At 59.9% G+C, this 22,007-nt stretch carries 18 protein-coding genes and 1 pseudogene; 9 read left to right on the top strand and 10 right to left on the bottom strand.

What is annotated here, in order from left to right:
- The first annotated feature begins 2 nt into the window (after positions 1-2).
- Entirely contained in the window at positions 3-746 is a 744-nt protein-coding gene (gene cobA, locus P2T68_RS27695) for a uroporphyrinogen-III C-methyltransferase (RefSeq protein WP_024076872.1), read from the top strand.
- Positions 747-1,025: 279 nt separating this feature from the next.
- Here cobA and P2T68_RS27700 read toward each other — a convergent pair whose 3' ends face one another.
- From P2T68_RS27700 to ppsA, 9 genes are all read right to left on the bottom strand, one after another.
- Positions 1,026-2,051 (bottom strand): IS110 family transposase, encoded by a 1,026-nt coding sequence (locus tag P2T68_RS27700; RefSeq protein WP_024074122.1) that lies wholly within the window; start codon positions 2,049-2,051, stop codon positions 1,026-1,028.
- A 116-nt stretch (positions 2,052-2,167) separates the two neighbouring features.
- On the bottom strand, positions 2,168-3,148 hold the full coding sequence (locus P2T68_RS27705) for an OmpA family protein (RefSeq protein WP_024076873.1): 981 nt from the start codon (positions 3,146-3,148) through the stop codon (positions 2,168-2,170).
- Positions 3,149-3,255: 107 nt separating this feature from the next.
- A complete protein-coding gene (sigX, locus tag P2T68_RS27710) occupies positions 3,256-3,846 on the bottom strand; it encodes an RNA polymerase sigma factor SigX (protein WP_017845210.1) in 591 nt (196 codons plus the stop codon).
- A gap of 87 nt (positions 3,847-3,933) precedes the next feature.
- Entirely contained in the window at positions 3,934-4,758 is an 825-nt protein-coding gene (locus tag P2T68_RS27715; RefSeq protein WP_003175519.1) for a mechanosensitive ion channel domain-containing protein, read from the bottom strand.
- Between the two features lie 2 nt (positions 4,759-4,760).
- Complete coding sequence (locus tag P2T68_RS27720) at positions 4,761-5,006, bottom strand: hypothetical protein (RefSeq protein WP_005790375.1); 246 nt, start codon at positions 5,004-5,006, stop codon at positions 4,761-4,763.
- An 86-nt stretch (positions 5,007-5,092) separates the two neighbouring features.
- The gene (locus P2T68_RS27725) at positions 5,093-6,088 is read right to left on the bottom strand and encodes a zinc transporter ZntB (RefSeq protein WP_024076874.1); all 996 of its coding nucleotides are present in this window, start codon (positions 6,086-6,088) and stop codon (positions 5,093-5,095) included.
- A 24-nt stretch (positions 6,089-6,112) separates the two neighbouring features.
- Positions 6,113-6,604, bottom strand: a complete 492-nt coding sequence (gene rraA / locus P2T68_RS27730) for a ribonuclease E activity regulator RraA (protein WP_024076875.1) — start codon at positions 6,602-6,604, stop codon at positions 6,113-6,115.
- Between the two features lie 189 nt (positions 6,605-6,793).
- Complete coding sequence (locus tag P2T68_RS27735) at positions 6,794-7,783, bottom strand: alpha/beta fold hydrolase (protein WP_024076876.1); 990 nt, start codon at positions 7,781-7,783, stop codon at positions 6,794-6,796.
- A 105-nt stretch (positions 7,784-7,888) separates the two neighbouring features.
- Positions 7,889-10,264 (bottom strand): phosphoenolpyruvate synthase, encoded by a 2,376-nt coding sequence (gene ppsA / locus P2T68_RS27740; protein ID WP_024076877.1) that lies wholly within the window; start codon positions 10,262-10,264, stop codon positions 7,889-7,891.
- A gap of 178 nt (positions 10,265-10,442) precedes the next feature.
- On the opposite strand from ppsA, the gene P2T68_RS27745 reads away from it, so the two are divergent.
- On the top strand, positions 10,443-11,261 hold the full coding sequence (locus P2T68_RS27745; protein WP_024076878.1) for a pyruvate, water dikinase regulatory protein: 819 nt from the start codon (positions 10,443-10,445) through the stop codon (positions 11,259-11,261).
- A gap of 243 nt (positions 11,262-11,504) precedes the next feature.
- Here the strand turns inward: P2T68_RS27745 and P2T68_RS27750 are convergent, their stop codons facing one another.
- Positions 11,505-12,929 carry a PLP-dependent aminotransferase family protein gene (locus P2T68_RS27750; RefSeq protein ID WP_024076879.1) on the bottom strand — a complete coding sequence of 475 codons (1,425 nt, stop codon included), beginning with the start codon at positions 12,927-12,929 and terminating at the stop codon, positions 11,505-11,507.
- 160 nt (positions 12,930-13,089) lie between these two features.
- On the opposite strand from P2T68_RS27750, the gene P2T68_RS27755 reads away from it, so the two are divergent.
- The 7 genes and pseudogenes from P2T68_RS27755 (at position 13,090) to P2T68_RS27785 (ending at position 21,889) form a co-directional block, all read left to right on the top strand.
- Positions 13,090-13,983: an EamA family transporter gene (locus P2T68_RS27755; RefSeq protein WP_162163613.1), complete on the top strand. Its 894-nt coding sequence runs from the start codon at positions 13,090-13,092 to the stop codon at positions 13,981-13,983.
- A 35-nt stretch (positions 13,984-14,018) separates the two neighbouring features.
- Positions 14,019-15,881, top strand: a complete 1,863-nt coding sequence (gene moeB / locus P2T68_RS27760) for a molybdopterin-synthase adenylyltransferase MoeB (protein WP_277378573.1) — start codon at positions 14,019-14,021, stop codon at positions 15,879-15,881.
- 24 nt (positions 15,882-15,905) lie between these two features.
- On the top strand, positions 15,906-16,820 hold the full coding sequence (locus tag P2T68_RS27765; RefSeq protein WP_024076882.1) for a PLP-dependent cysteine synthase family protein: 915 nt from the start codon (positions 15,906-15,908) through the stop codon (positions 16,818-16,820).
- 37 nt (positions 16,821-16,857) lie between these two features.
- Positions 16,858-17,849 (top strand): annotated as a pseudogene (locus tag P2T68_RS27770) (serine O-acetyltransferase).
- A gap of 2 nt (positions 17,850-17,851) precedes the next feature.
- Positions 17,852-18,580: an alanyl-tRNA editing protein gene (locus P2T68_RS27775; RefSeq protein WP_069076762.1), complete on the top strand. Its 729-nt coding sequence runs from the start codon at positions 17,852-17,854 to the stop codon at positions 18,578-18,580.
- 226 nt (positions 18,581-18,806) lie between these two features.
- Positions 18,807-20,552: an ABC transporter permease subunit gene (locus P2T68_RS27780; protein ID WP_150056265.1), complete on the top strand. Its 1,746-nt coding sequence runs from the start codon at positions 18,807-18,809 to the stop codon at positions 20,550-20,552.
- 14 nt (positions 20,553-20,566) lie between these two features.
- Positions 20,567-21,889 carry a nitrate/sulfonate/bicarbonate ABC transporter ATP-binding protein gene (locus P2T68_RS27785; protein ID WP_041161281.1) on the top strand — a complete coding sequence of 441 codons (1,323 nt, stop codon included), beginning with the start codon at positions 20,567-20,569 and terminating at the stop codon, positions 21,887-21,889.
- The last annotated feature ends 118 nt before the right edge of the window (positions 21,890-22,007 follow it).

Genomic DNA, 22,007 nt, shown 5'->3' on the forward strand with positions numbered 1-22,007 from the left:
AAATGAGCGCAAAAGTCTGGCTGGTGGGCGCAGGCCCCGGTGATCCGGAGTTGCTGACCCTCAAGGCGGTACGGGCGATGCACGCCGCCGATGTGGTGCTGATCGATGACCTGGTCAACCCGGCGGTGCTGGAGCATTGCGGCGATGCGCGAGTGATTACCGTCGGCAAACGCGGCGGCTGTCGCTCGACGCCGCAGGATTTTATCCACCGCCTGATGCTGCGCTATGCGCGCCAGGGCAAATGCGTGGTGCGCCTCAAGGGCGGCGACCCCTGCATTTTCGGCCGGGGTGGCGAAGAGGCCACCTGGCTGCGCGAGCGTGGGGTTGAGGTGGAGTTGGTCAACGGAATCACAGCAGGGCTGGCAGGGGCGACGAATTGCGATATTCCCCTGACGTTGCGAGGGGTCAGTCGCGGTGTAACGCTGGTCACCGCACATACCCAGGACGACAGCCGCCTGAACTGGCGAGCCTTGGCCGAGGGCGGCACGACGCTGGTGGTTTACATGGGCGTGGCGAAGCTGGAGGAGATTCGCGAGCAATTGCTTGAAGGCGGCATGGCGGCGGATACGCCAGTGGCGATGATCGAAAATGCCTCGCTGGCGCAGCAACGCGAGTGCCGCAGCGAGCTGTGGCGCATGCACGAGGATGCGCAGGCGTTCGCCCTGAAGAGCCCGGCAATCCTGGTGATTGGCCAGGTGGCCGGCATGGCACAGGTCGCCCAGCTGACAGAAGCCGCCAGCGCCTGAGGCAAATTCCAGGCGAAAAAAATCTATGGTCCCCCCCATTTTTGCAATACTGATTAACGGGCGATGTGGTTGGCTTGCTTAAATCTATCCGGCGTCTGTTTGGGGCTTGCCCCAGCGCCACGATGAGAGTCGCGCCTGACGATCCTTAAAAGCCCGTCGGCTTCTGAAGCCGATTTTTATGTCAGGATCTTCGCCAGGCCGGTAGGCCGTTCACGTCATCCGTTGTTCAGCTATCGCAAAACCTGAAGGGTGAATTGTGGTACTGCAACAACCGCAGGGTCAGGCGTTCAAGGCGTCTGGCCCTGCTTCATATTGCGCATGGTGAGCCGCTATCGCCCAAGCGATACGCGCCAGTTTGTTGGCCAGGGCACAGGCCACCACATTCGAGTGTCGTCGGCGCAGCAGCGCTCGCACCCAGTCGGCCAAAGCCCCCTTCTGATGATCCAGCCTCTGCATGTAAACCCTGGAGCATTGCACCAGCAGTTGCCGCAGGTGCTTGTCACCCCGCTTGCTGATCCCCAACAAATTGGCTTTGCCGCCCGTGCTGTACTGTCGCGGCACCAAGCCCACTGAAGCCGCAAAATCGCGACTGCATCGGTATTGCTTGCCATCGCCCATTTCTACAGCCAGAAGGCTGGCGGTGATCGGACCGACACACGGCATGCTAAGCAAACGGCTCCCCAGATCATCGTCGGCCAGCTGGCAAGCCAGTTGTTTGTCCAGTTCCTTGATCTGTTCATCCAGGTAAACGAAGTGATCGTGCAGGCGTTGCAACAGCACTGTCAGCCGCACAGGCAGCTCATGCTCGGCCAAAACAGCTGCCAAACGCTTCATGATGGCTGAGCCTTTGGGCAGGCTGATGCCAAATTCCAGCAGGAAACCGTGCATCTGATTGGCTGTCTTGGTGCGGTCATGCACCAACGACTCGCGCATGCGATGCAGGACAGACAGGGTTTGCTGAGACTCGGTTTTAGGCGTAACGAAGCGCATGGACGGACGGGAAGCCGCCTCGCAAATGGCCTCTGCGTCGATAAAGTCATTTTTGTTGCCCTTGACGAAAGGGCGGACAAACTGCGGTGAAATCAACTTGGTCGTATGCCCCATCGCCGCAAGCTGACGGGCGATGAAGTGAGAGCCGGCACAGGCTTCCGTTACCACGACGCAGCTCGGCAAGTTGCCGAAGAACCGCATCATCTGCGCTCGCGAGAGCTTTTTGCGAAACACCTCGCGGCCCGATTTGTCTTGGCCCAGAAGGTGGAAATTATGTTTGCCGAGATCGATCCCGATCAGTGCTGACTCGCTCATGATGATGGCCTCCAAAAACAAAACACCCTGCGAAAGCGTAGCCCTCGCAGGGTGTGGGGGGGACCATCTCATTAGCCCGGCCTAAGCCGGGCTTTTTTCTACCACTCAGTAATTACTTACTTAGCGGTAGCTTCTACCGACGCTTCTACGCGACGGTTGATGGCACGACCAGCTTCAGTTGCGTTGTCAGCAACTGGGCGGGATTCGCCGTAACCTACTGCGGTGATACGGCTAGGAGCAACGCCGTCTTTAACCAGGACTTGCTTAACAGCGTCAGCACGACGCTGGGACAGCTTCTGGTTGTAAGCGTCTGGACCTACGGAGTCAGTGTGACCAGCAACTTCTACGTTGGTAGCTGGGTACTGAGCCATGAAGTCGGCCAGGTTTTTCACGTCGCCGTAGCTGTTAGGCTTAACAACGGCCTTGTCGAAGTCGAACTTGACGTCCAGCTCAACACGAACAACCTGAGCAACCGGAGCTTCTGGCTCTGGAACTGGCTCTGGAGCTGGTGCTGGGGTAGGAGCTGGAGCAGCTGCGCCAGCGTTACCGCCGAAGTTCACGCCCAGGCCAACCAGTGCGGAGTAGTCCCACTTGCCGTTGTCCAGGTTGTAGTCAGACTCAACGCCAGCACGAGCGAACAGGTTGTTGGTGAAGTAGTACTTCACACCAGCGCCAGCGATAGCCAGGGTCGACTGGTCGCGACCGCTGTGGCCGTCAGCCTGTACGTTGGTACGGCTCTGGTGACCGAAACCACCTTCTACGTATGGACGCAGGGAGTCAACACCGGCCTGACCAAAGTGGTACTGAGCAGTCACGCTGCCAGTGTCACCTTTGATCTTCTGGTTGCCAGTACCGTCGTTCGAACGGGTGTGGTTGGTGGTGTCGTAGTTCAGGTTAACCGACACGTCGTCGGTAATGAAGTAACCGATGCTAGCGCCAGGGTTATAGCCGTCTTCGATGTGCTTGACGCTATCGTTGAACTGCTTTTTGTAGAACAGCTGGCCTTCAACTGCGCCTTGGCCTTGTGCCAGCGCGCCGAAAGAAGTAGCGGCAATAAGAGTACCAATGGCCAAGCCCAAGGTGTTTTTCAGTTTCATCCGTTAAATCCCCATCTGGTGATTGTAAAGCAGTCCCACAAACCGGGGGACAACTCGGCGACAAGTCTAACAGAACTTGCCTACACGTAAGAGATATTTGCCACGCACTAAGTTTCAGTCTCGCCCGCAAATTTCTCACGTAATTTATCAAGAGCACGTTTGTAACGCATTTTTGTAGCACTCAAACCCATGTGCATGATGTCGGCGATTTCCTGAAACTCCAGCTCTGCGACAAATCGTAGCACCAGAATTTCCCGGTCAATCGGGTTCACATGCACCAACCAGCGATCAAGTCCACCCTTCTCCTCGGGTGCCGGCGTCTTTTCTTCAGACGCCTCCTCAAGGGGGTCGAGACTCAAGGCGTCCATCAAGCGACGCTTTCGCCGTTCCTTCCGATACTGCGTGATGCACTCGTTGTACGTGATGCTGTAGAGCCAGGTCTTGAACTTCGATTTGCCCTCGAAGTTCTTCAGGCCGTACAGCACCTTGAGCATCACTTCCTGACAGACATCATCCGCATCTCTATCGTTCCCTAAATACCTTGAACAAACGTTGAACAGAGTGCGTTGATATCTGCGCATCAATTCTTCGTACGCGCGAGTTACGTGAAACAGCTCCGTGTGCGCGCGCGCGACCAACTCCTCATCAGAGAGCTCACGGGGGTCATAGCGCGTGGACAGCGTTTGGGCTTTATTCAAAACAAGTCGTGCCGACAGTCAGGTCAATGTCCGCTGCAATCCGGTCACCCAGGTTCGCGGCGGCGTACATTAGCAGGGTTTGCCGCGTTAGCGGCTACTGACCTGCTGCTCCAGGAGAATCCGATTGGACAGCGACACCAGGTCGCCGTCATCGGTCAGCACCGTTGTCTTGACCGTGCCGATCTCCTCGATTTGCCCTTCGACCTCGCCCACACGCACTTGCTGCCCCACCTGATACAACTCACGCACGTAGATTCCCGCAAGAATCTGGCCGGCAATTTCCCGGCTTCCCAACCCCATGGCCAGCGCAACGGCCAGACCAACGGTAATCAAAACAATCACAATCACATGGTTGAGCAGGTCAGTCTTGACCTCCAACTGGCTGATCGCGACGGAAATACTGATGATGATCACCAGCCCCTGGGCAATTCGCCCCAGGCCTGCCGCATAGTCCAGCCCTACCCCTTCGGCAGCCCCGCGCACCAGCCCATTGGCCAGTTGCGCCAGCAAAACGCCGACAAGCAGCACCAGCGCCCCACCGAAAACCTTCGGTAAATACAGCGCAAGCATGTCGAGCGTAGCTGAAACTCGCTCAAGTCCAAGGGATTGAGCCGCGGAAACCAGAAAAATCAGCAATACGAACCAATAGACGATCTTGCCGATCAAGGTCGAAATCGGCACTTGCAGACCGGCGCGGCCGAGCAGCTTGGTCAGCCCGGTACCTGCCATCAGGCGATCAAGGCCCAGTTTCGCGAGCAATTTGGACAGCAGGGTGTCGAGCAGCTTGGCCACGACAAAGCCCAGCAGCACCAGGACCAGCGCCCCAAACAGGTTGGGAATGAAATTCGCCACCTTGGTCCACAATGCGGTCATCGCGGTGACCAGGCTCTGGGTCCAGAGATCAAGTTCCATATTCAATCAGCCTTATCAGCAGTGCGAGCAAGAGGTTTACGACGGGAAACCGGCGATACATGGGCTGAACCGTTGTTCAGGGCCATCATCAACGCCGGTAACCACCGACCGAGCAGGCCGAACAGGTCCCCCGCACCCACCTGACGGTTGGCGGTTTTCAACACGCGACCCAGGCAAGCATCGTCGTCGCGGTTGGACGGCGAGGCATTGAGCATGTCACGCAAAGACTGTTCGAACGGATCGTGCATAAAGACCTCTCGCAAGTGTTTTAAAAGACGAGGGTAAAATTCTTGAGGTCACATGGGACCCTTCCTACGTTCAGCTCATATTCAGGTCAAACCCAGCGCAATCGTCGAAATAGCCACCATTGTCCGAGCGCCACCGAGACCATCAGCAGGCAGGCAATCACAAATCCGTAGGGGCTGGAAGAGAACGGAATCCCCCCCACATTGATCCCCAGCAGGCCGGTCAGAAAGCTCATCGGCAGGAAGATCCCGGTGATGATCCCAAAGCGGTACATGGTGCGGTTCATGCGCACGCTCAAGCGCCGGTCTTCGGTCTCAAGCACAAGCCCCACGCGCTCCCGGGTCAATTCGAGCTCTTCCAGGTAGCGGGTCAGGCTGTTGTTCAATTCGTTCCAGTAGTCGGCATCGTCATCACAAAACCACGGCAATTTGATCCGCGTCAGCTGGGCAAAAATATCCCGCTGCGGGAACAGGAAACGCTTGAGCCCGGCCGCTCGCCGACGGATCTGCAAAACGCTGCCATGCTCCGGAGTATACCGTTCGTCGGCATCCAGTTTTTCTTCCTCGATATCGACGATTTCAGACAGGTCCGAGACCAGGTCCTGCACTTTATGGGTGAGGTACTGCGCCATATAAAGGATGAGTTCGGATGCGGTCTTGGGCCCGGTGCCCTCCTCCAGTTGCACCAGCAATTCATCGGTGGCACGCAGCGGGCGCAAACGCAGGGAGATCACACGGCTGGCTGCGGCAAAAATACGCACCGAGACCATGTCCTCAGGCTCCGCGCCCGGGTTGAGGTTGACCCCACGCAGGAACAGCAGCAATTCGGCGTCCGGCAGCGGCAACAGGCGCGGACGGGTGTTCTCTTCCAACAGCAGGTCACAGGCGAATTCGCTCAAGCCGCTGGAGGTGCGCAACCAGGTCTGGGTCTGGGGATGGCTGCGGTCCCAATGCAGCCACAGGCTTTCCTGGGGCTGCATGTGCAAATCGTCGAGCTCAGTCCGGGCAATCGAACGCGCACCGCCTTTACCGTCCAGCACCAGGGCATGCACCAGCCCCCATTGCGCGTTTTCTTCCTCGAACATCCTCACCCCGTTGGCTATTGCGGTTTATTCAGGCATTTTCAGCGGGCTGGGCGACACGATCACGCCATTATTGTCGGCGTAGATGTATTCACCCGGGCGAAACGTCACACCCGCAAAGGTGACCGCCACGTTCAAGTCGCCAATACCGCGCTTGTCGGTCTTCATCGGATGGCTGGCCAGGGCCTGCACCCCCAGGTCGGTCTGGGCGATCACGTCGACATCCCGGATGCAGCCGTAGATCACCAGGCCTTCCCAACCGTTTTTCGCGGCTTTTTCGGCGATCATGTCGCCCAGCAGCGCACGGCGCAGCGAACCACCACCGTCGACCACCAATACCTTGCCGGTACCTGGCTGGTCGGCCTGTTCCTTGACCAGAGAGTTATCTTCGAAGCATTTAATGGTGACAATCTCGCCGCCAAAGGAGTCTCGACCGCCGAAGTTGCTGAACATCGGCTCGACCACCTGCACCAGTTCCGGGTAGGCGTCGCACAAGTCGGGGGTCACGTAATGGTTCATTGAAAAAATTCCTTTCTGTCAAAGAAGAGTCTTTCGAAAGAAGCGCCAGCCTGGGCCGGTGCGCAACATCCCATCCGCTTCGTCGCAACGCAATAACCACTGCGCGACTGAATATGACCAGAAGCGATTAACGCGTCATATCTTAGCCGCAACCACACACGAGCGAAACGCCCTTGGCAGAGCGCTGCGTCAAACTACGACCAAAGCCTCAGGCCTGGCACCCAGCGAGGGTGTCAGCGGATCTTTCAACCATTGCTCCACCAGCGGCCACACCTCGATCTGGGCGGGTTTGCTGACCAGCATTTCCACATGCCCGAAGTCCCCGGTAAAACCTTGCTGGCGTCCCAGGCACAGGTATTGGCGGTGCTCGGAGCCGACTTGTTCGAACAGCTTGCGGCACGCCCAATCCGGGTCCTGCCGGTCGCCTGCGGCACTGACGGCCAGCAGCGGTACGTCCACATCGGCCAGGCCTTTCCACCAGTCCTGCTTGCCATCGCCAAAGCGTCCAAACAGGCCATTCCAGCGCATGGCCTCAATCATCACACCAGCCGGTTCATCCTCCGGGCCACGCTTGAGCCGAGCGCCAGAGACCTGGCCAAAACGTTTCAAGAACAAGCGGCCGGTCCACTCCACCGGTGGAATTTTCAATGGCCAGTGGGTGCGACTCACCTGGCAGCCAAACAAGGCCACCGAGGCCACTGCCGGCGCTCCCAGGTGCTTCCCCCCCAAGGCCGCTGCCAGGGTAGTGGCGCCGAGGGAATGGCCGACCCAGTGCGGAACCTGCGCACTTTGCTCGCGCACAAACGCGCCGATCGCCGGCAAATCGTAGCGGGCATAGTCGGCAACGCGGTTGCGGGCGTACTGTTGGTTGCGCCGGGACAGCCCATGCCCGCGCATTTCCGGGATCCACACGTCGAATCCCTGGCGCGCCAAATAGGCCCCCAGGCCAATGCCCTTGGGTGAATACCAAAAGCGTCGATTGGAAAAACTGCCATGCAACAAGATAACCGGAATGCCCCGGTTTTCCGGGACATCGGCCAGGCCCAACCGGGTGACGGCCAGCTCGACGGTGCCGTCGGGACTGTTACCGGGTTTGAGTCGATACACATCTTCACTCAGGTCGCCACGACGTTCAGCGCTGATCAGGGCGACGGGAAACAGGTTGCTGCTGCTTTGCATAATGCTCTTGCACAAAAAAGGGCGGCGTCCGGAAGGAGTTCCGCCCTGTACAGATAAGAATGCCGGCCAACCTGACGATTGACCGGCACTTTTGACGCGTCGACCTTAGGCGGACGCTTGGCCTTCCGCCAGGAAGAACCAGGTTTCCAGCACCGAATCGGGGTTCAGCGAGACGCTTTCGATGCCCTGTTCCATCAACCATTTGGCCAGGTCAGGGTGGTCGGAAGGGCCTTGGCCGCAGATACCGATGTACTTGCCAGCCTTGTTACAGGCCTGGATGGCGTTGGCCAGCAGCTTCTTGACCGCCGGGTTACGCTCGTCGAACAGGTGCGCGATGATCCCGGAGTCGCGGTCCAGGCCCAAGGTCAGCTGGGTCAGGTCGTTGGAGCCGATGGAGAAGCCGTCGAAGAACTCGAGGAACTCTTCGGCCAGGATGGCGTTGGACGGCAGTTCGCACATCATGATGACGCGCAGGCCGTTCTCACCACGGGACAGGCCGTTTTCGGCCAGCAAATCCACAACCTGGCTCGCTTCACCCAGGGTGCGTACGAACGGCACCATGATTTCAACGTTGGTCAGACCCATCTCGTTGCGCACGCGCTTGAGGGCGCGGCATTCAAGCTCGAAGCAATCACGGAACGCTTCGCTGATGTAACGCGAGGCACCGCGGAAGCCCAGCATCGGGTTTTCTTCTTCCGGCTCGTAGAGCTTGCCGCCGATCAGGTTGGCGTATTCGTTGGACTTGAAGTCCGAGAGGCGCACGATGACCTTTTTCGGGTAGAACGCAGCCGCCAGGGTGCTGATGCCTTCCACCAGCTTCTCGACATAGAAGCCCACCGGGTCGTTGTAGCCGGCGATGCGTTTGTCGACGCTGTCCTTGATGTCCTGTGGCAGGCCGTCGTAGTTCAGCAGGGCCTTGGGGTGCACGCCGATCATGCGGTTGATGATGAACTCCAGGCGGGCCAGACCTACTCCGGCGTTCGGCAGTTGCGCGAAGTCGAAGGCACGGTCCGGGTTACCGACGTTCATCATGATCTTGAACGGCAGGTCCGGCATGGCGTCGATGGAGTTTTGCTTGATGTCGAAGCCCAACTCGCCTTCGAAGATGAAGCCGGTGTCGCCTTCGGCGCAGGAAACGGTCACGCCCTGGCCATCTTTGAGCAACTGGGTCGCATTGCCGCAGCCCACGACCGCCGGGATCCCCAGTTCACGGGCGATGATCGCCGCGTGGCAGGTACGCCCGCCACGGTTGGTGACGATAGCGCTAGCGCGCTTCATCACCGGCTCCCAGTCCGGGTCGGTCATGTCGGATACCAGCACGTCGCCGGGCTGGACTTTGTCCATTTCGGACACGTCCTTGATGATCCGCACCTTGCCGGCGCCAATGCGCTGGCCAATGGCTCGGCCTTCCACCAGCACGGTGCCGGTTTCCTTGAGCAGGTAGCGCTCCATGACATTGGCCGAAGTGCGGCTCTTCACGGTCTCGGGACGCGCCTGCACGATATACAGCTTGCCGTCATCACCGTCCTTGGCCCACTCGATGTCCATCGGGCACTGGTAGTGCTTCTCGATGATCATCGCCTGCTTGGCCAGTTCGCTGACTTCAGCGTCGGTCAGGCAGAAACGCGCGCGCTCGGCCTTGTCCACATCAACGGTTTTCACCGAGCGACCGGCCTTGGCCTCGTCGCCGTAGATCATCTTGATGGCCTTGCTGCCCAGGTTGCGGCGCAGGATGGCCGGGCGACCCGCTTCGAGGGTGCCCTTGTGTACGTAGAATTCATCGGGGTTGACCGCACCTTGTACGACGGTTTCACCCAGGCCGTAGGCGCCGGTGATAAACACCACGTCACGGAAGCCCGACTCGGTATCGAGGGTGAACATCACGCCGGCGGTGCCGGTTTCAGAACGCACCATGCGCTGCACACCGGCAGACAGGGCCACCAGCTTGTGGTCGAAACCCTGGTGGACCCGGTAGGAAATGGCACGGTCGTTGAACAGCGAGGCAAACACTTCCTTGGCCGCGCGGATCACGTTTTCCACGCCGCGGATGTTGAGGAAGGTTTCCTGCTGGCCGGCGAAGGAGGCGTCGGGCAAGTCTTCGGCGGTGGCCGAGGAACGCACGGCGACGGCCATGTCCGGGTTGCCGGCCGACAGGGTGGCGAAGGCCGTACGGATTTCTTCGTTGAGCTTCTCGGGGAACTCGGCTTCCATGATCCATTGACGGATCTGGGCGCCGGTCTTGGCCAGGGCGTTGACGTCATCGACGTCCAGGGCATCCAGCGCGGCGTGGATCTGGGCGTTGAGACCGCTCAGTTCGAGGAAATCGCGGTAAGCCTGGGCAGTGGTGGCAAAACCACCGGGCACCGAGACACCAGCGCCTGCAAGATTACTGATCATCTCGCCGAGGGATGCGTTCTTGCCCCCTACGTGCTCTACATCATGGACGCCGAGCTTATCGAGGGAAACTACGTACTCTACCAAGGTGATCTCTCCACTTTCTGTGTTGGAAAAGCTCAGGACGCCGGCTGCTCAGTAGGAGCATTCGCCAGCGCTTGTGGCCTGGACCTGGAAAATAAGTGAGAATGCGGCCCACTGCGGGACGGCAAAATCGCGCCTATCATATCCAAGATTCGCCATCAGCTTAAGGCCCAGGGCTCAAATGAAACGATCTGCTTTCTTTATTTCCGACGGCACCGGCATTACAGCCGAAACCCTGGGTCAGAGCCTGCTCGCGCAGTTCGAAAACATTACCTTCGCCAAATTCACGCGGCCCTATATCGACAACGTGGATAAAGCGCGGGCCATGGTACAACAAATCAATCTGGCGGCAGAAAAAGACGGCTTTCGGCCGATCATTTTCGACACCATCGTCAATCAAGACATCCGTGAGATCCTCGCAACCTCCAATGGTTTCATGATCGATATTTTCTCGACCTTCCTGGCGCCGCTGGAACAGGAGTTGAGCGAACACTCCTCTTATTCGGTCGGAAAGTCCCATTCCATTGGGCATAACTCCAATTACATGGAGCGTATCGAGGCGGTGAACTTCGCCCTCGACAACGATGACGGCGCCCGTACCCACTACTACGACAAGGCCGATCTGATTCTGGTCGGCGTGTCCCGCTGCGGCAAAACGCCCACCTGTCTGTACATGGCGATGCAATTCGGTATCCGTGCGGCCAACTACCCGTTGACCGAAGACGACATGGAGCACCTGACGTTGCCGGCCGCCCTGCGCGCGCATTCACATAAGCTCTTCGGCCTGACCATCGACCCGGACCGCCTCACGGCCATTCGCAACGAGCGCAAGCCCAACAGCCGCTACTCCAGCTATGCCCAGTGCGAATTCGAAGTGCGTGAAGTGGAAAATCTGTTCCGTCGCGAGAATATTGCGCATATCAATTCCACGCATTTTTCGGTGGAGGAGATTTCGGCGAAGATTCTGGTGGAGAAAGGCGTCGAGCGACGCTTCAAATAATGCCTTGAGACGCTGCTTAACGGTGGTGAACGGGCTTGTTGTGGTGAACGGGCTTCTTTGTGGCGAGCGGGCTTGCCCCGCGTTGGGCTGCGCAGCAGCCCCAAAACCATTCACAGAGAACTGACTGACACACCGCATTCATCTTGATTGGGGCTGCTGCGCAGCCCAACGCGGGGCAAGCCCGCTCGCCACAACAAGCACGCTCGCCACAAAGAAGCCCGCTCCCCCCAACAACGCCCCTCGCTACAGGTGGAACCGCCCACCACCCTGCCCCAACGCCGTCGCCAACGCATCGAACCCGGCCCGCAACAACTGATCATCGCCGGACGTATTGCAGATACTCGCTCGAATAAACTGCGGCACAGCCGTTTGCCCGACGGCGAACGCTTCGGCGGTGGCGATCAGGTAATTGTTCTGCTTGAGCTCTGCCTCGATTTCCGACGCGCGCCAGGGCTCTGGGACTTCAATCCAGAAATGCGGGCTATTGAGATGGGTGCGGTATTCCAGCCCGGCCAACAGGTCGCGCACCAGCGCTTTGCGCCGGCTGATCTCGTTGATCTGCTGGCGCAGCAGGTATTCCGCCGTGCCGTTTTCGATCCATTGGGTGGCCAGTTCCAGGGTCACGGGGGTGGCCATCCAGCAGGTCGAGCGCAAGGCCGCCGAGATACGGCTGACCAGCGCCGGTGGCGCGTGCACGTAACCCACGCGTAAACCGGCCGATACCGCCTTGCTCAGGCTGCTGATCAAAATCGTACGCTCAGGCGCGAAATAGCTGAGAGGCGGCGGCCGATCTTCTACCAGCACGCCGTGGGCTTCATCTTCAAGAATCAGCAGGTTGTGCTCGCGGCACACTTTGACCAAAGCCTCGCGACGTGCGACCGACAAGACCGCCGTCGTAGGATTCTGGATGGTCGGCGTGCAATACAACGCCGAAACCCGGTGATTACGACAGACTTCATCCAGCGCTCCCGGCAGCACGCCCTCTTCATCCATCTCCAGGCCGATCAGACGCACACCCAGCATGCGCGCGGCGGTGATCAGGCCAGGGTAGGTCAACTGTTCGGTGACCACCGTATCGCCTGCACGCAACAGCGCCATCATCGCGCACAACAACCCATGCTGGCCGCCGTTGACGCAGATGACCTGTTCGGGAATCGGATGGAAATCGCGCTGCACCAGCCATTGCGCACCGGCTTCACGGTAACGCGGCAGGCCGGCGTCAGGGGTGTAGGCGCTGATGTCCTGGAGGAACTTGGCATTGGTCGACAGGGTTTGGAAGCTCTGGGCCAGGAATAACGTCTCCTGCCCCGGGATATGCATGTTGCGGCTCATATCAAAGTACTGCCGCGGCTCTTCGCTGAAGTTACGAAAGCCTTCATCACGCTGTCGCTCCATCCCACGCTTGCGCACGAACGTGCCGTCACCGACTCGCGCCACCACCAGGCCGAGGCGTTCGAGTTCGCCGTAGGCCCGGCTGATAGTGCCGATAGTCACGCCCAGATTGTCGGAAAGCACCCGGTGGGGCGGTAGTTTTCGTCCCGGTTCAATCAAGCCTTCGAGGATACCCCGTTCCATGACATCGGACAGGCGCTTGTACTTGACGCCCTGCCCGTTGGATAACCCCTCACGCATAATTGACACCATGTCAATATTTGTTTTGACAGTCATCTTTCGCCCTAATAGTGTGCTTTTACGGGTTCAATCAGCCAAAAAAATAACTCATTACAAGTTCAATATAGAGTTCAATTCCGGCTCAGGGAAGCAATAAACGATGCCAATGTCCGCCGTTCTCGAAAACACTGCAAAAACAAAAACTCAAAAACAGTGGTTGGCCGGCCTGGTGACCAGTGTGATGTTTCTCATCGTGTGCCTGAGTTGGGGCACTACCTGGCTGGGCATCAAGATCGCGGTGGAGAGCGTGCCGCCGCTGACCTCCGCCGGCCTGCGCTTCCTTATCGCCTTCCCGCTGTTCCTGTGTTTCGCCATGGTGCGCCGTGAGCCGATCCTGTTCCCCAGGGAAAGCCGCTGGTTCTTCGTGTTCGTGACCCTGTCCTACTTCAGCGTGCCCTATTACCTGCTCAACTACGGTGAGATGCATGTGTCGTCCGGCCTCACCGCCCTGCTGTTCAGTTGCATGCCGGTGTTCATCCTGATTTTTTCCGCACTGTTCCTGCGCGAGCGCATCTATTTTTCCCAAGTGGTCGGCATCGGTATCGGCTTCGGCAGCCTGTACATGATCATCAAGAGCCAGGGCCTGCACCTGGACCACGCCGAGTTCTTCGGGGTGCTGGCGATTCTGAGCGCCGCGATCATGCATGCCCTGTGCTACGTCATTACCAAGCAGAAAGGCAGCGCCATCAGCGTGATCACCTACAACACGCTGCCCATCGGGATTGCCGGGCTGATGCTGTTCGTCGCCGGGCTGTGGTTTGAAGCGCCGACCTTCGAAGCCATCACCCTGCGCTCCTGGAGCGCCCTGTTCTACCTGGGGCTGGTTGCCTCGGTGGGTGGGTTCATCGTGTATTTCATGCTGCTCAAGCGCCTGAGCCCGATCATCCTGTCATTCGTGTTCATCATCTTCCCGGTGTTCGCGGTGATCATCGGCGCCTGGTACGAAGGCGTGACGATTTCCCGCGACTTGATGCTGTACTCGGCCATCCTGCTGGCCGGCTTTGCGATCACCAAGTTGCCCATTGAAAAACTCATGGCCAAGAAAAATTGATCCTCCCGGCCCTCACACAGAAACGCGAGAGAAACATGGCCGTCCTTCGCCCAGAAGCCCTCGAACAGATCTACGCCCACGCCAGCCGCAGCTACCCCGAGGAATGCTGTGGGTTCGTCTTCGCCGATGGCAGCGTGTACCTGGGCAGCAATATCCAGAATGAGCTGCACCGCAAGAACCCCGAGATGTATCCGCGCAACGCGGCCAACGGCTACACGTTCTCGGTAGCCGACACCCTGCTGATGAACAAGGCGTTTCGCAGCGACAACCCGGTGGTGGTGATCTACCACTCCCACCCGGACGTCGGCGCCTACTTCAGTGACGAAGACCAGGACAAGGCGCTGTTCCTGGGCGAGCCGATCTACCCCGTCAGCTACCTGGTGGTGGATGTTCGCCGAGGCCAGGCCCTGGGATCAAAGCTGTTTGCCTGGGATGGCAAGCATTTCGCCCTTCAACCCTTCAACGACCTGCACACGGAGTTGTCCATGAACGCTGTCTCTTTCCCCGACATTCTGGTTCGCGTGGCCAAGCTGCCGGAATCGACCCTCGAGGGCGCCGGATCGACATTGCGCGAAGTCATTGAAAGCCTCTGCGACAGCCACCCCCAGCTGCGCACGCACCTGTTTCACGAAAAGAACAACCAGCTCAAGGAGCACTTCCTGTTCACCGCCGAGGAAGCGCTGATCGACGCCGATGACCGGCTGCCGGAAAAGGCCAGGATCGAAGTCCTGCTCGCCACGTCCGGCGGCATGGATGTCGACACCCTGAGTAATGAGGAAGTACAGCGCTACGTGCGCCATATCACCTTGCCCGGCGTTGGACGCGAAGGCCAGTTGAACCTGAAGAAAGCCAAGGTGCTGATCATCGGCACCGGTGGCCTGGGCTCGCCCATCAGCCTGTACCTGGCGGCGGCCGGCGTCGGCACCCTGGGCCTGGTGGATTTCGATGTGGTGGAAAGCAGCAACCTGCAACGCCAGATCGTGCATGGCAACAGCACCCTCGGCATGCCCAAGGTCGAATCTGCCAAGCAGCGCTTGCAGGACCTCAACCGCCATATCCAGATCAACGCCCACGACACCGCGCTGAATGCCGATAACGCCCTGGAACTGGTGGGTGCCTACGACCTGGTCATTGATGGCACCGACAACTTCGACACCCGCTACCTGGTCAACGATGCCTGCGTGCAACTGGGCAAACCCTTGGTATACGGGGCGATCTACCGTTTCGACGGGCAGATCAGCGTGCTCAACTATAAAGGAGGCCCGTGCTACCGCTGCCTGTTCCCCAAGGCTCCGCCGGCGGAACTGGCGCCCAACTGCAGCGCCGGCGGGGTTATCGGCGTACTGCCGGGCGTGGTTGGGATGATCCAGGCCACCGAGGCCATCAAGCTCTTGATCGGCCTGGGCGAGCCCTTGTCTGGCCGCTTGATGCGCTTCGACGCGCTGGCGATGAAATTCAGCGAAATCCGTTTCAAGCGCCGCGCCGACTGCCCGTGCTGCTCCGACCTGCGCCACAGCGAAACCCAGGCACCGACCGTGTGCGCAGATGCCGTGCCCAGCCAACCGTCCCTGGCGGAAGAGCGCTACATCAAGCCGCGCGTACTCAAGCAGGTACTCGAACACCACAGCAGCGCCGACGTGCTGCTGGATGTGCGCGATGCCAGCGAACTCGAGGTGTGCAAATTACCGGGGGTGGTGCATATCCCCCTGGCCGAGCTGGATGGCCAACTCGGGCGCCTCAGCCGGAACAACACCCATTACCTGATCTGCTACGCCGGCACCCGCGCCGAACAAGCGGCCAGCACACTGCTGGCGGCTGGCTTTGCCAACACCAAAGTCCTGCAAGGCGGCATGAAGCACTGGGTTCGCGACGTCGAACCCGACATGCCCTTGTACTGACCGTCGATTTGGGATGATGAGCTGATGTTGCATAACTCCATACTCGACGCCATCGGCCATACGCCGATCGTGCGCCTGGCGCAGTTTTCCGAAGACCTCGGCATCGAGGTCTACGCCAAGCTGGAATCGCTCAACCCCGGCGGCAGCCACAAGGCGCGCATCGCCCTGGGCATGATCCTCGACGCCGAACGCCGGGGCGTGCTGATCCGCGACTCCGGGCAAACCATCATCGAACCCAGCGGTGGCAACACCGGCATCGGCCTGGTGATGGCGGGCAACGTGCTGGGCTACAAAGTAGTGCTGGTGATCCCGGATAACTACAGCCCCGAAAAACAGAAACTGCTACGCCTCTACGGCGCCAAGGTGGTGCTGTCGGACAGTCGCCTGGGCAACAATTCCCACGGTGAAAAGTGCATGGAACTGCAGCTGGAAAACCCCAGCTACGTGATGCTCAACCAGCAACGCAACGGCGCCAACCCGCAGACCCACCGCGACACCACCGCCCCGGAAATCCTGCGTGCCTTCGCTGACCGGCGTGTCGATTATTTTGTCAGCGGCATCGGTACCGGCGGCCATATCACCGGCATCGGTGAAACCCTCAAGGCCGCCTGGCCGGCCCTGCGCGTGATGGGCGTGGAGCCGGAGGAATGCGACCTGCTGAAAAACCAGCACGCGCCGCACCATATCCAGGGCCTGTCGATCGGGTTGATCCCGAGCATCCTCAACCTGGACGTGATCGACGGCATGCTCAAGGTCTCGCGCCAGGCATGCATCGACATGATGAAACGCATCATGCGCACCGACGCCATCAGCCTGGGCCTGTCCTCAGCCGCCAATATGGTGGCCATCGCCCAACTCGCCCCCGAACTACCGCCCGAAACGGTGGTGTTGACCATGGTCTACGACAATGCCGACAGCTACCTGCCCAGTTTCGAATAACCGGTTTTCCAACCATCCAGAATGCGGGGGTGCCTCCATGAGCGGCTTTATCGACATGCAACAGCTGCACGATGAGTTACTCACCCACCTCATCAAAACCCTCACGCCCACGCAGATGAAGCAGCTGGAACCGCACCTGGCACCGCTGATCCAGAACGCCGCACAGGCGGTAGCCGAGGACCTGATCGCCTATGCCTACCGCGACCCGGCGTCGCGCGGGCGGGGCGAACTGATCCTGGAGTCCTATGCCTCGTTCAAGGCCGTGCTGTTTTATCGGCTTGCCCACCTGGTATGGAATTTCCCCGACCGGACCAACGGCGTGTTTTCGCGCATTGCCCTCAAGCTCAGCAACCAGGGCAAGATCCTTTCCGGCGCGGAGATTCACCCGGCTGCGCGCATCGGCCGGCGCTTTGTGCTGGACCACGGCTACGGCACGGTGATCGGCGAAACCTGCGAAATCGGCAACGACTGCTACATCCTCTGCGGCGTGACCCTGGGCGCCCGCGGCATCGCCAACAACCCGGACGGCAAGCGCCACCCGCGCCTGGGCAACAACGTCGAAGTCGGCTCCGGCGCCCGCGTACTGGGTTATGTGACGATCGGCGACAACGTGTTTATCAGCCCCTCGTGCGTGATTACCCAGGACGTGCCCGCCGGTACCAAGGTCAAAGTGGTGAACCAGATCCAGTTGCAAAAAAACGATGAATCGGACCACAGCAACTACCTCGGTGCCTTCGCCCTCGATGAGCGCCTGCACGTGGTCGGTGAGATCAGTACCAGCCACAAGGTCACCGTACTCGACGCCGACTTCCACCCCCTGCAAGGGCTGATGCTCGAACCCACGGTGAAGGAACGCCATCACCTGCAATTTCGCCTGCATCGCGTCGAAACGGCCGACCACCTGCCGCGCCTGCCATTGAACCTCAAAGTCTGCGGCCCGGAATTCGAAATCACTTTGCTCTCCCCCCTGGCTTGAGCGCAATGGTGCGCCACTTGCTGCAAGCCAGCCCACTGATCGTCGGAGGATGAACATGTCCGTGCACACCATGGAAACCCTGGCGCTGTTTGACAGCGCGCCCTACCAGAACGCATTCAACGCCCGGGTGATTGCCGTCAGCGAGCACGGCATCGCCCTGGAGCACACGCTGTTCTACCCAACCGGCGGCGGGCAACCGGGTGACACTGGCCACTTCACCCTGGCGGATGGCACGCGCGTCGACATCACCGGTACCGTGCGCGACGCCGAAGCGCGCTCGATCATCTGGCACCAGGTGGAACACTGCCCCGAGCCATTGGTTGCCGGGGTGCAGGTGGAGGCCAACCTCGATTGGGAACGGCGCTACCAGCACATGAAGATGCACACCTGCCTGCACCTGCTGTGCTCGCTCATCGATGCCCCTGTGACCGGGTGCAGCATCAGTGCCGACAAGGGCCGCCTGGATTTCGACCTGCCGGAGATGACGCTGGACAAGGACAGCATCACCCGCGACCTCAACGCGCTGATCGCCCAGGCCCATGAGGTCAAGACCCTCTCGATGCCCGCCACGGAGTACGCCACCCTGCTGCAGATCACCCGCACCCAGGCGGTCGCGCCGCCGGTGATCCAGGGCTCGGTACGCGTGATTGAAATTGGCGGGATCGATATCCAACCGTGCGGCGGCACCCATGTGGCCAACACCGAGGAAATCGGCCGGGTGTTCTGCGAAAAGATCGAGAAGAAGAGCAAACACAACCGCCGCGTGATCCTGCGGTTTGAATAACAGCTGAGCGGCTGGGGTGCTCGCGCCCCAGTCTCAGTTCGTACAGGAAACTGACAGCAAAATTGACGCGCTTGTAACATTCAGAAACGTACAATTCCTCCAGCATCTTCTTGATGCCCCTGACTCATGAACAGCACCCGTGCTGTTCGGTAGGTCATTCGTGCAGCGGCTACGCTCACTCCCATTACGCCCACTCTGAACCTGAACGCTGCAGGACTGACTGCCTATGAACAAAGTGTTCCGTCACTACATCCCGGCGTCCACGCTACGTCTGCTCCCCAATCGCTGGGACCTGGTCGCCCTGCCGTTGGTCATCGGCTTTTTACTGTTTTTTTCCATCACCGCCCGGGAAACCTGGGCCCCCATCGCCACCCTACAAAGCGAAGTCATTTCCCTCGACCCGGCCAACCTGCCGGAATACGCCATGCGCACCACGCTGCGCATGCTCGCGGCAATGGCGGCGGCGCTGGTGTTCACCCTGCTGTACGGCACCCTCGCGGCCAAAAGCCGACGTGCCGAAAAGCTGCTGGTGCCGGTGCTGGACATCCTGCAATCGGTGCCGGTGCTCGGCTATATCTCGTTTACGGTGACGTTCTTCCTGCTGCTGTTTCCCGGGCGCGTGCTCGGCGCGGAGTTCGCCGCGATCTTTGCGATCTTCACCAGCCAGGCCTGGAACATGACGTTCAGTTTCTATCAGTCCCTGCGCATGCTTCCTCATGACCTGGTCGAAGTGTCCACCAACCTGCGGCTGTCCGGCTGGCAGAAGTTCTGGAAACTCGACGTGCCTTTCGCCATGCCGGGGATGGTCTGGAACATGATGATGAGCATGTCAGGCGGCTGGTTCTTCGTGGTTGCCTCCGAGGCCATCACGGTCGGCGACAAGACCATCACCCTGCCAGGCGTGGGGTCGTACCTGGCCCTGGCCATCGCCCAGAAAGACCTGCACGCCGTAGGCTATGTGATCCTGGCGATGATCGCGGTAATCCTGATCTACGACCAGTTCCTGTTTCGCCCGCTGGTGGCCTGGGCCGACAAGTTCCGGATGGAAACCACCGCCTCACAAGGCGTCGCCCCGCAATCCTGGGTGTTGAACCTGATCCAGCGCACACGCGTGGTCCAACGTATCCTGCGCCCGATAACCCGTACGATCAGCCGCCTGGGCAACAAACGCTTCGCCTTGCCGCGCGGCACGCTCAAGGCCATGCCCGCGGCCAGTGCCACGAGGTCCAAGGTGATCGACTGGGTATGGGGCTCACTGATCGCCCTGCTGACGGCCTACGCGCTGTACCACATCGTGCGCTATGTCGGCACCGAGGTGACCCTCGCCGAAGTCGGGCATGTGGTGGTACTGGGGCTGATTACCCTGCTGCGTGTCGTGGGGCTGATCCTGATCGCCTCGCTCATCTGGGTACCGCTGGGGGTGATGATCGGCCTACGACCAAAGCTGGCGGAAAAAATCCAGCCACTGGCGCAGTTCCTCGCGGCGTTCCCGGCCAACCTGCTGTTTCCGGTCTTTGTCATTGTGATCCTGCACTTCCACCTCAACCCGGACATCTGGCTGAGCCCACTGATCGTGCTCGGCACCCAGTGGTACATCCTGTTCAACGTGATCGCCGGCGCCAGTGCCTTTCCCAATGACTATAAGGAAGCCGCCGCCAACTTCCGCATTCGCGGCTGGCTGTGGTGGCGCAAGGTAATGTTGCCGGGCATCTTCCCGTACTACGTCACCGGCGCCATTACCGCCTCGGGCGGGGCATGGAACGCCAGCATCGTTTCCGAGTACGTATCCTGGGGCCAGGACAACGTGGTCGCCCATGGCCTGGGCGCCTATATCGCACAGACCACCGCGGCCGGCGACTTCCCGAAGATCGCCCTGGGCGTGGTGGTGATGTCGATCTTTGTGGTGGCTTTCAACCGCGCGGTCTGGCGACCGATGTACGCCATGGCTGAAAACAAACTCCGCTTGAACTGATGGGATTCGCTGTGATGACTACCCGCCCCGAACATGCTGCCGACACCCCGGAAATCTACTCGCTGAAAAACGTGAACCGGGTGTTCGGCAAAGGTAAGGATGAACTGCAAGTCCTCAGCGGTGTGGACCTGAGCCTGCACGAAGGCGAAATCGTCGGCATGCTCGGCCGCTCCGGCTCCGGCAAATCCACGCTGCTGCGCATCATCGCCGGGCTGATCCAGCCGTCATCGGGTGAAGTGCGCTACCACGGCGTACCGCTGACCGGCCCGGCCGAAGGCGTGGCCATGGTGTTCCAGACGTTTGCGCTGTTCCCCTGGCTGACCGTGCTGGAAAACGTGGAGGCCGGCCTGCAAGCCTTGCAAGTCGAACGCAAGGAAAGCCGCAGGCGCGCGCTGGCGGCGATTGACCTGATCGGCCTGGACGGTTTTGAAAACGCCTACCCACGCGAGTTGTCCGGCGGTATGCGCCAGCGCGTGGGCTTCGCCCGTGGCCTGGTGGTCAACCCGACCTTGTTGCTGATGGACGAACCGTTCTCGGCGCTGGATGTGCTCACCGCCGAAACCCTGCGCAACGACCTGCTGGATTTGTGGAGCGGCAAACAACTGCCGATCAAGTCAATCCTGATCGTGACGCACAACATCGAAGAGGCGGTGCTGATGTGCGACCGCATCCTGGTGCTGTCGTCCAACCCCGGCCGCGTGGTCGCCGAGATCAAAGTGCCGTTCGCGCACCCGCGCAATCGGCTGGACCCCACCTTCCGCCAAATGGTCGACGACATCTACGCCCTGATGACCGACAGGCGCAGCGCCGATGCGAGCCGGGGCATACCCGAGCTGAAAATGGGTAGCCTGCTGCCGGAAGTGTCCACCAACCTGATGGCCGGCCTGATCGAAACCCTGGCCGCCGAACCCTACAACGGTCATGCCGGTTTGCCGACCGTCGCCGAACGGCGCTTGCTGGAAGTGGACGACCTGTTCCCGGTGGCGGAGATGCTTGAACATTTGGGTTTCGCCGAACTCAAGGGCGCCGACATCACGCTTACCGATGCTGGCAAGCTGTTCGCCAACTACGGCACCCAGGAACGCAAAACCCTGTTCGCCGAGCATTTGATTCAACACGTGCCGTTGGCCGCGCGCATTCACCAGGTGCTGCTGGAGCGCAGCGGGCATCGGGCGCCACGGGTGCGCTTCGAACAGGAGTTGGAAGACTCGATGACGGAAGCGTTCGTGGAGAAAACCCTGGAAAGCGTGGTGGCCTGGGGGCGGTATGCGGAGATTTTCTCCTATGACGACCATACCGAGACGTTCAGCCTGGATGATGTCGAAGGCAGTATGTAACTTTCAACTCCAGCACAATTCCAAATGTGGGAGGGGCGGTGCGACGATTCGACTTGCCCCCGATGGCGGTATGTCAGCACCCGATGTATTGGCTGACACACTGCTATCGGGGGCAAGT

Source organism: Pseudomonas sp. G11 (assembly GCF_029457515.1).
Lineage (GTDB): Bacteria > Pseudomonadota > Gammaproteobacteria > Pseudomonadales > Pseudomonadaceae > Aquipseudomonas > Aquipseudomonas gorinensis.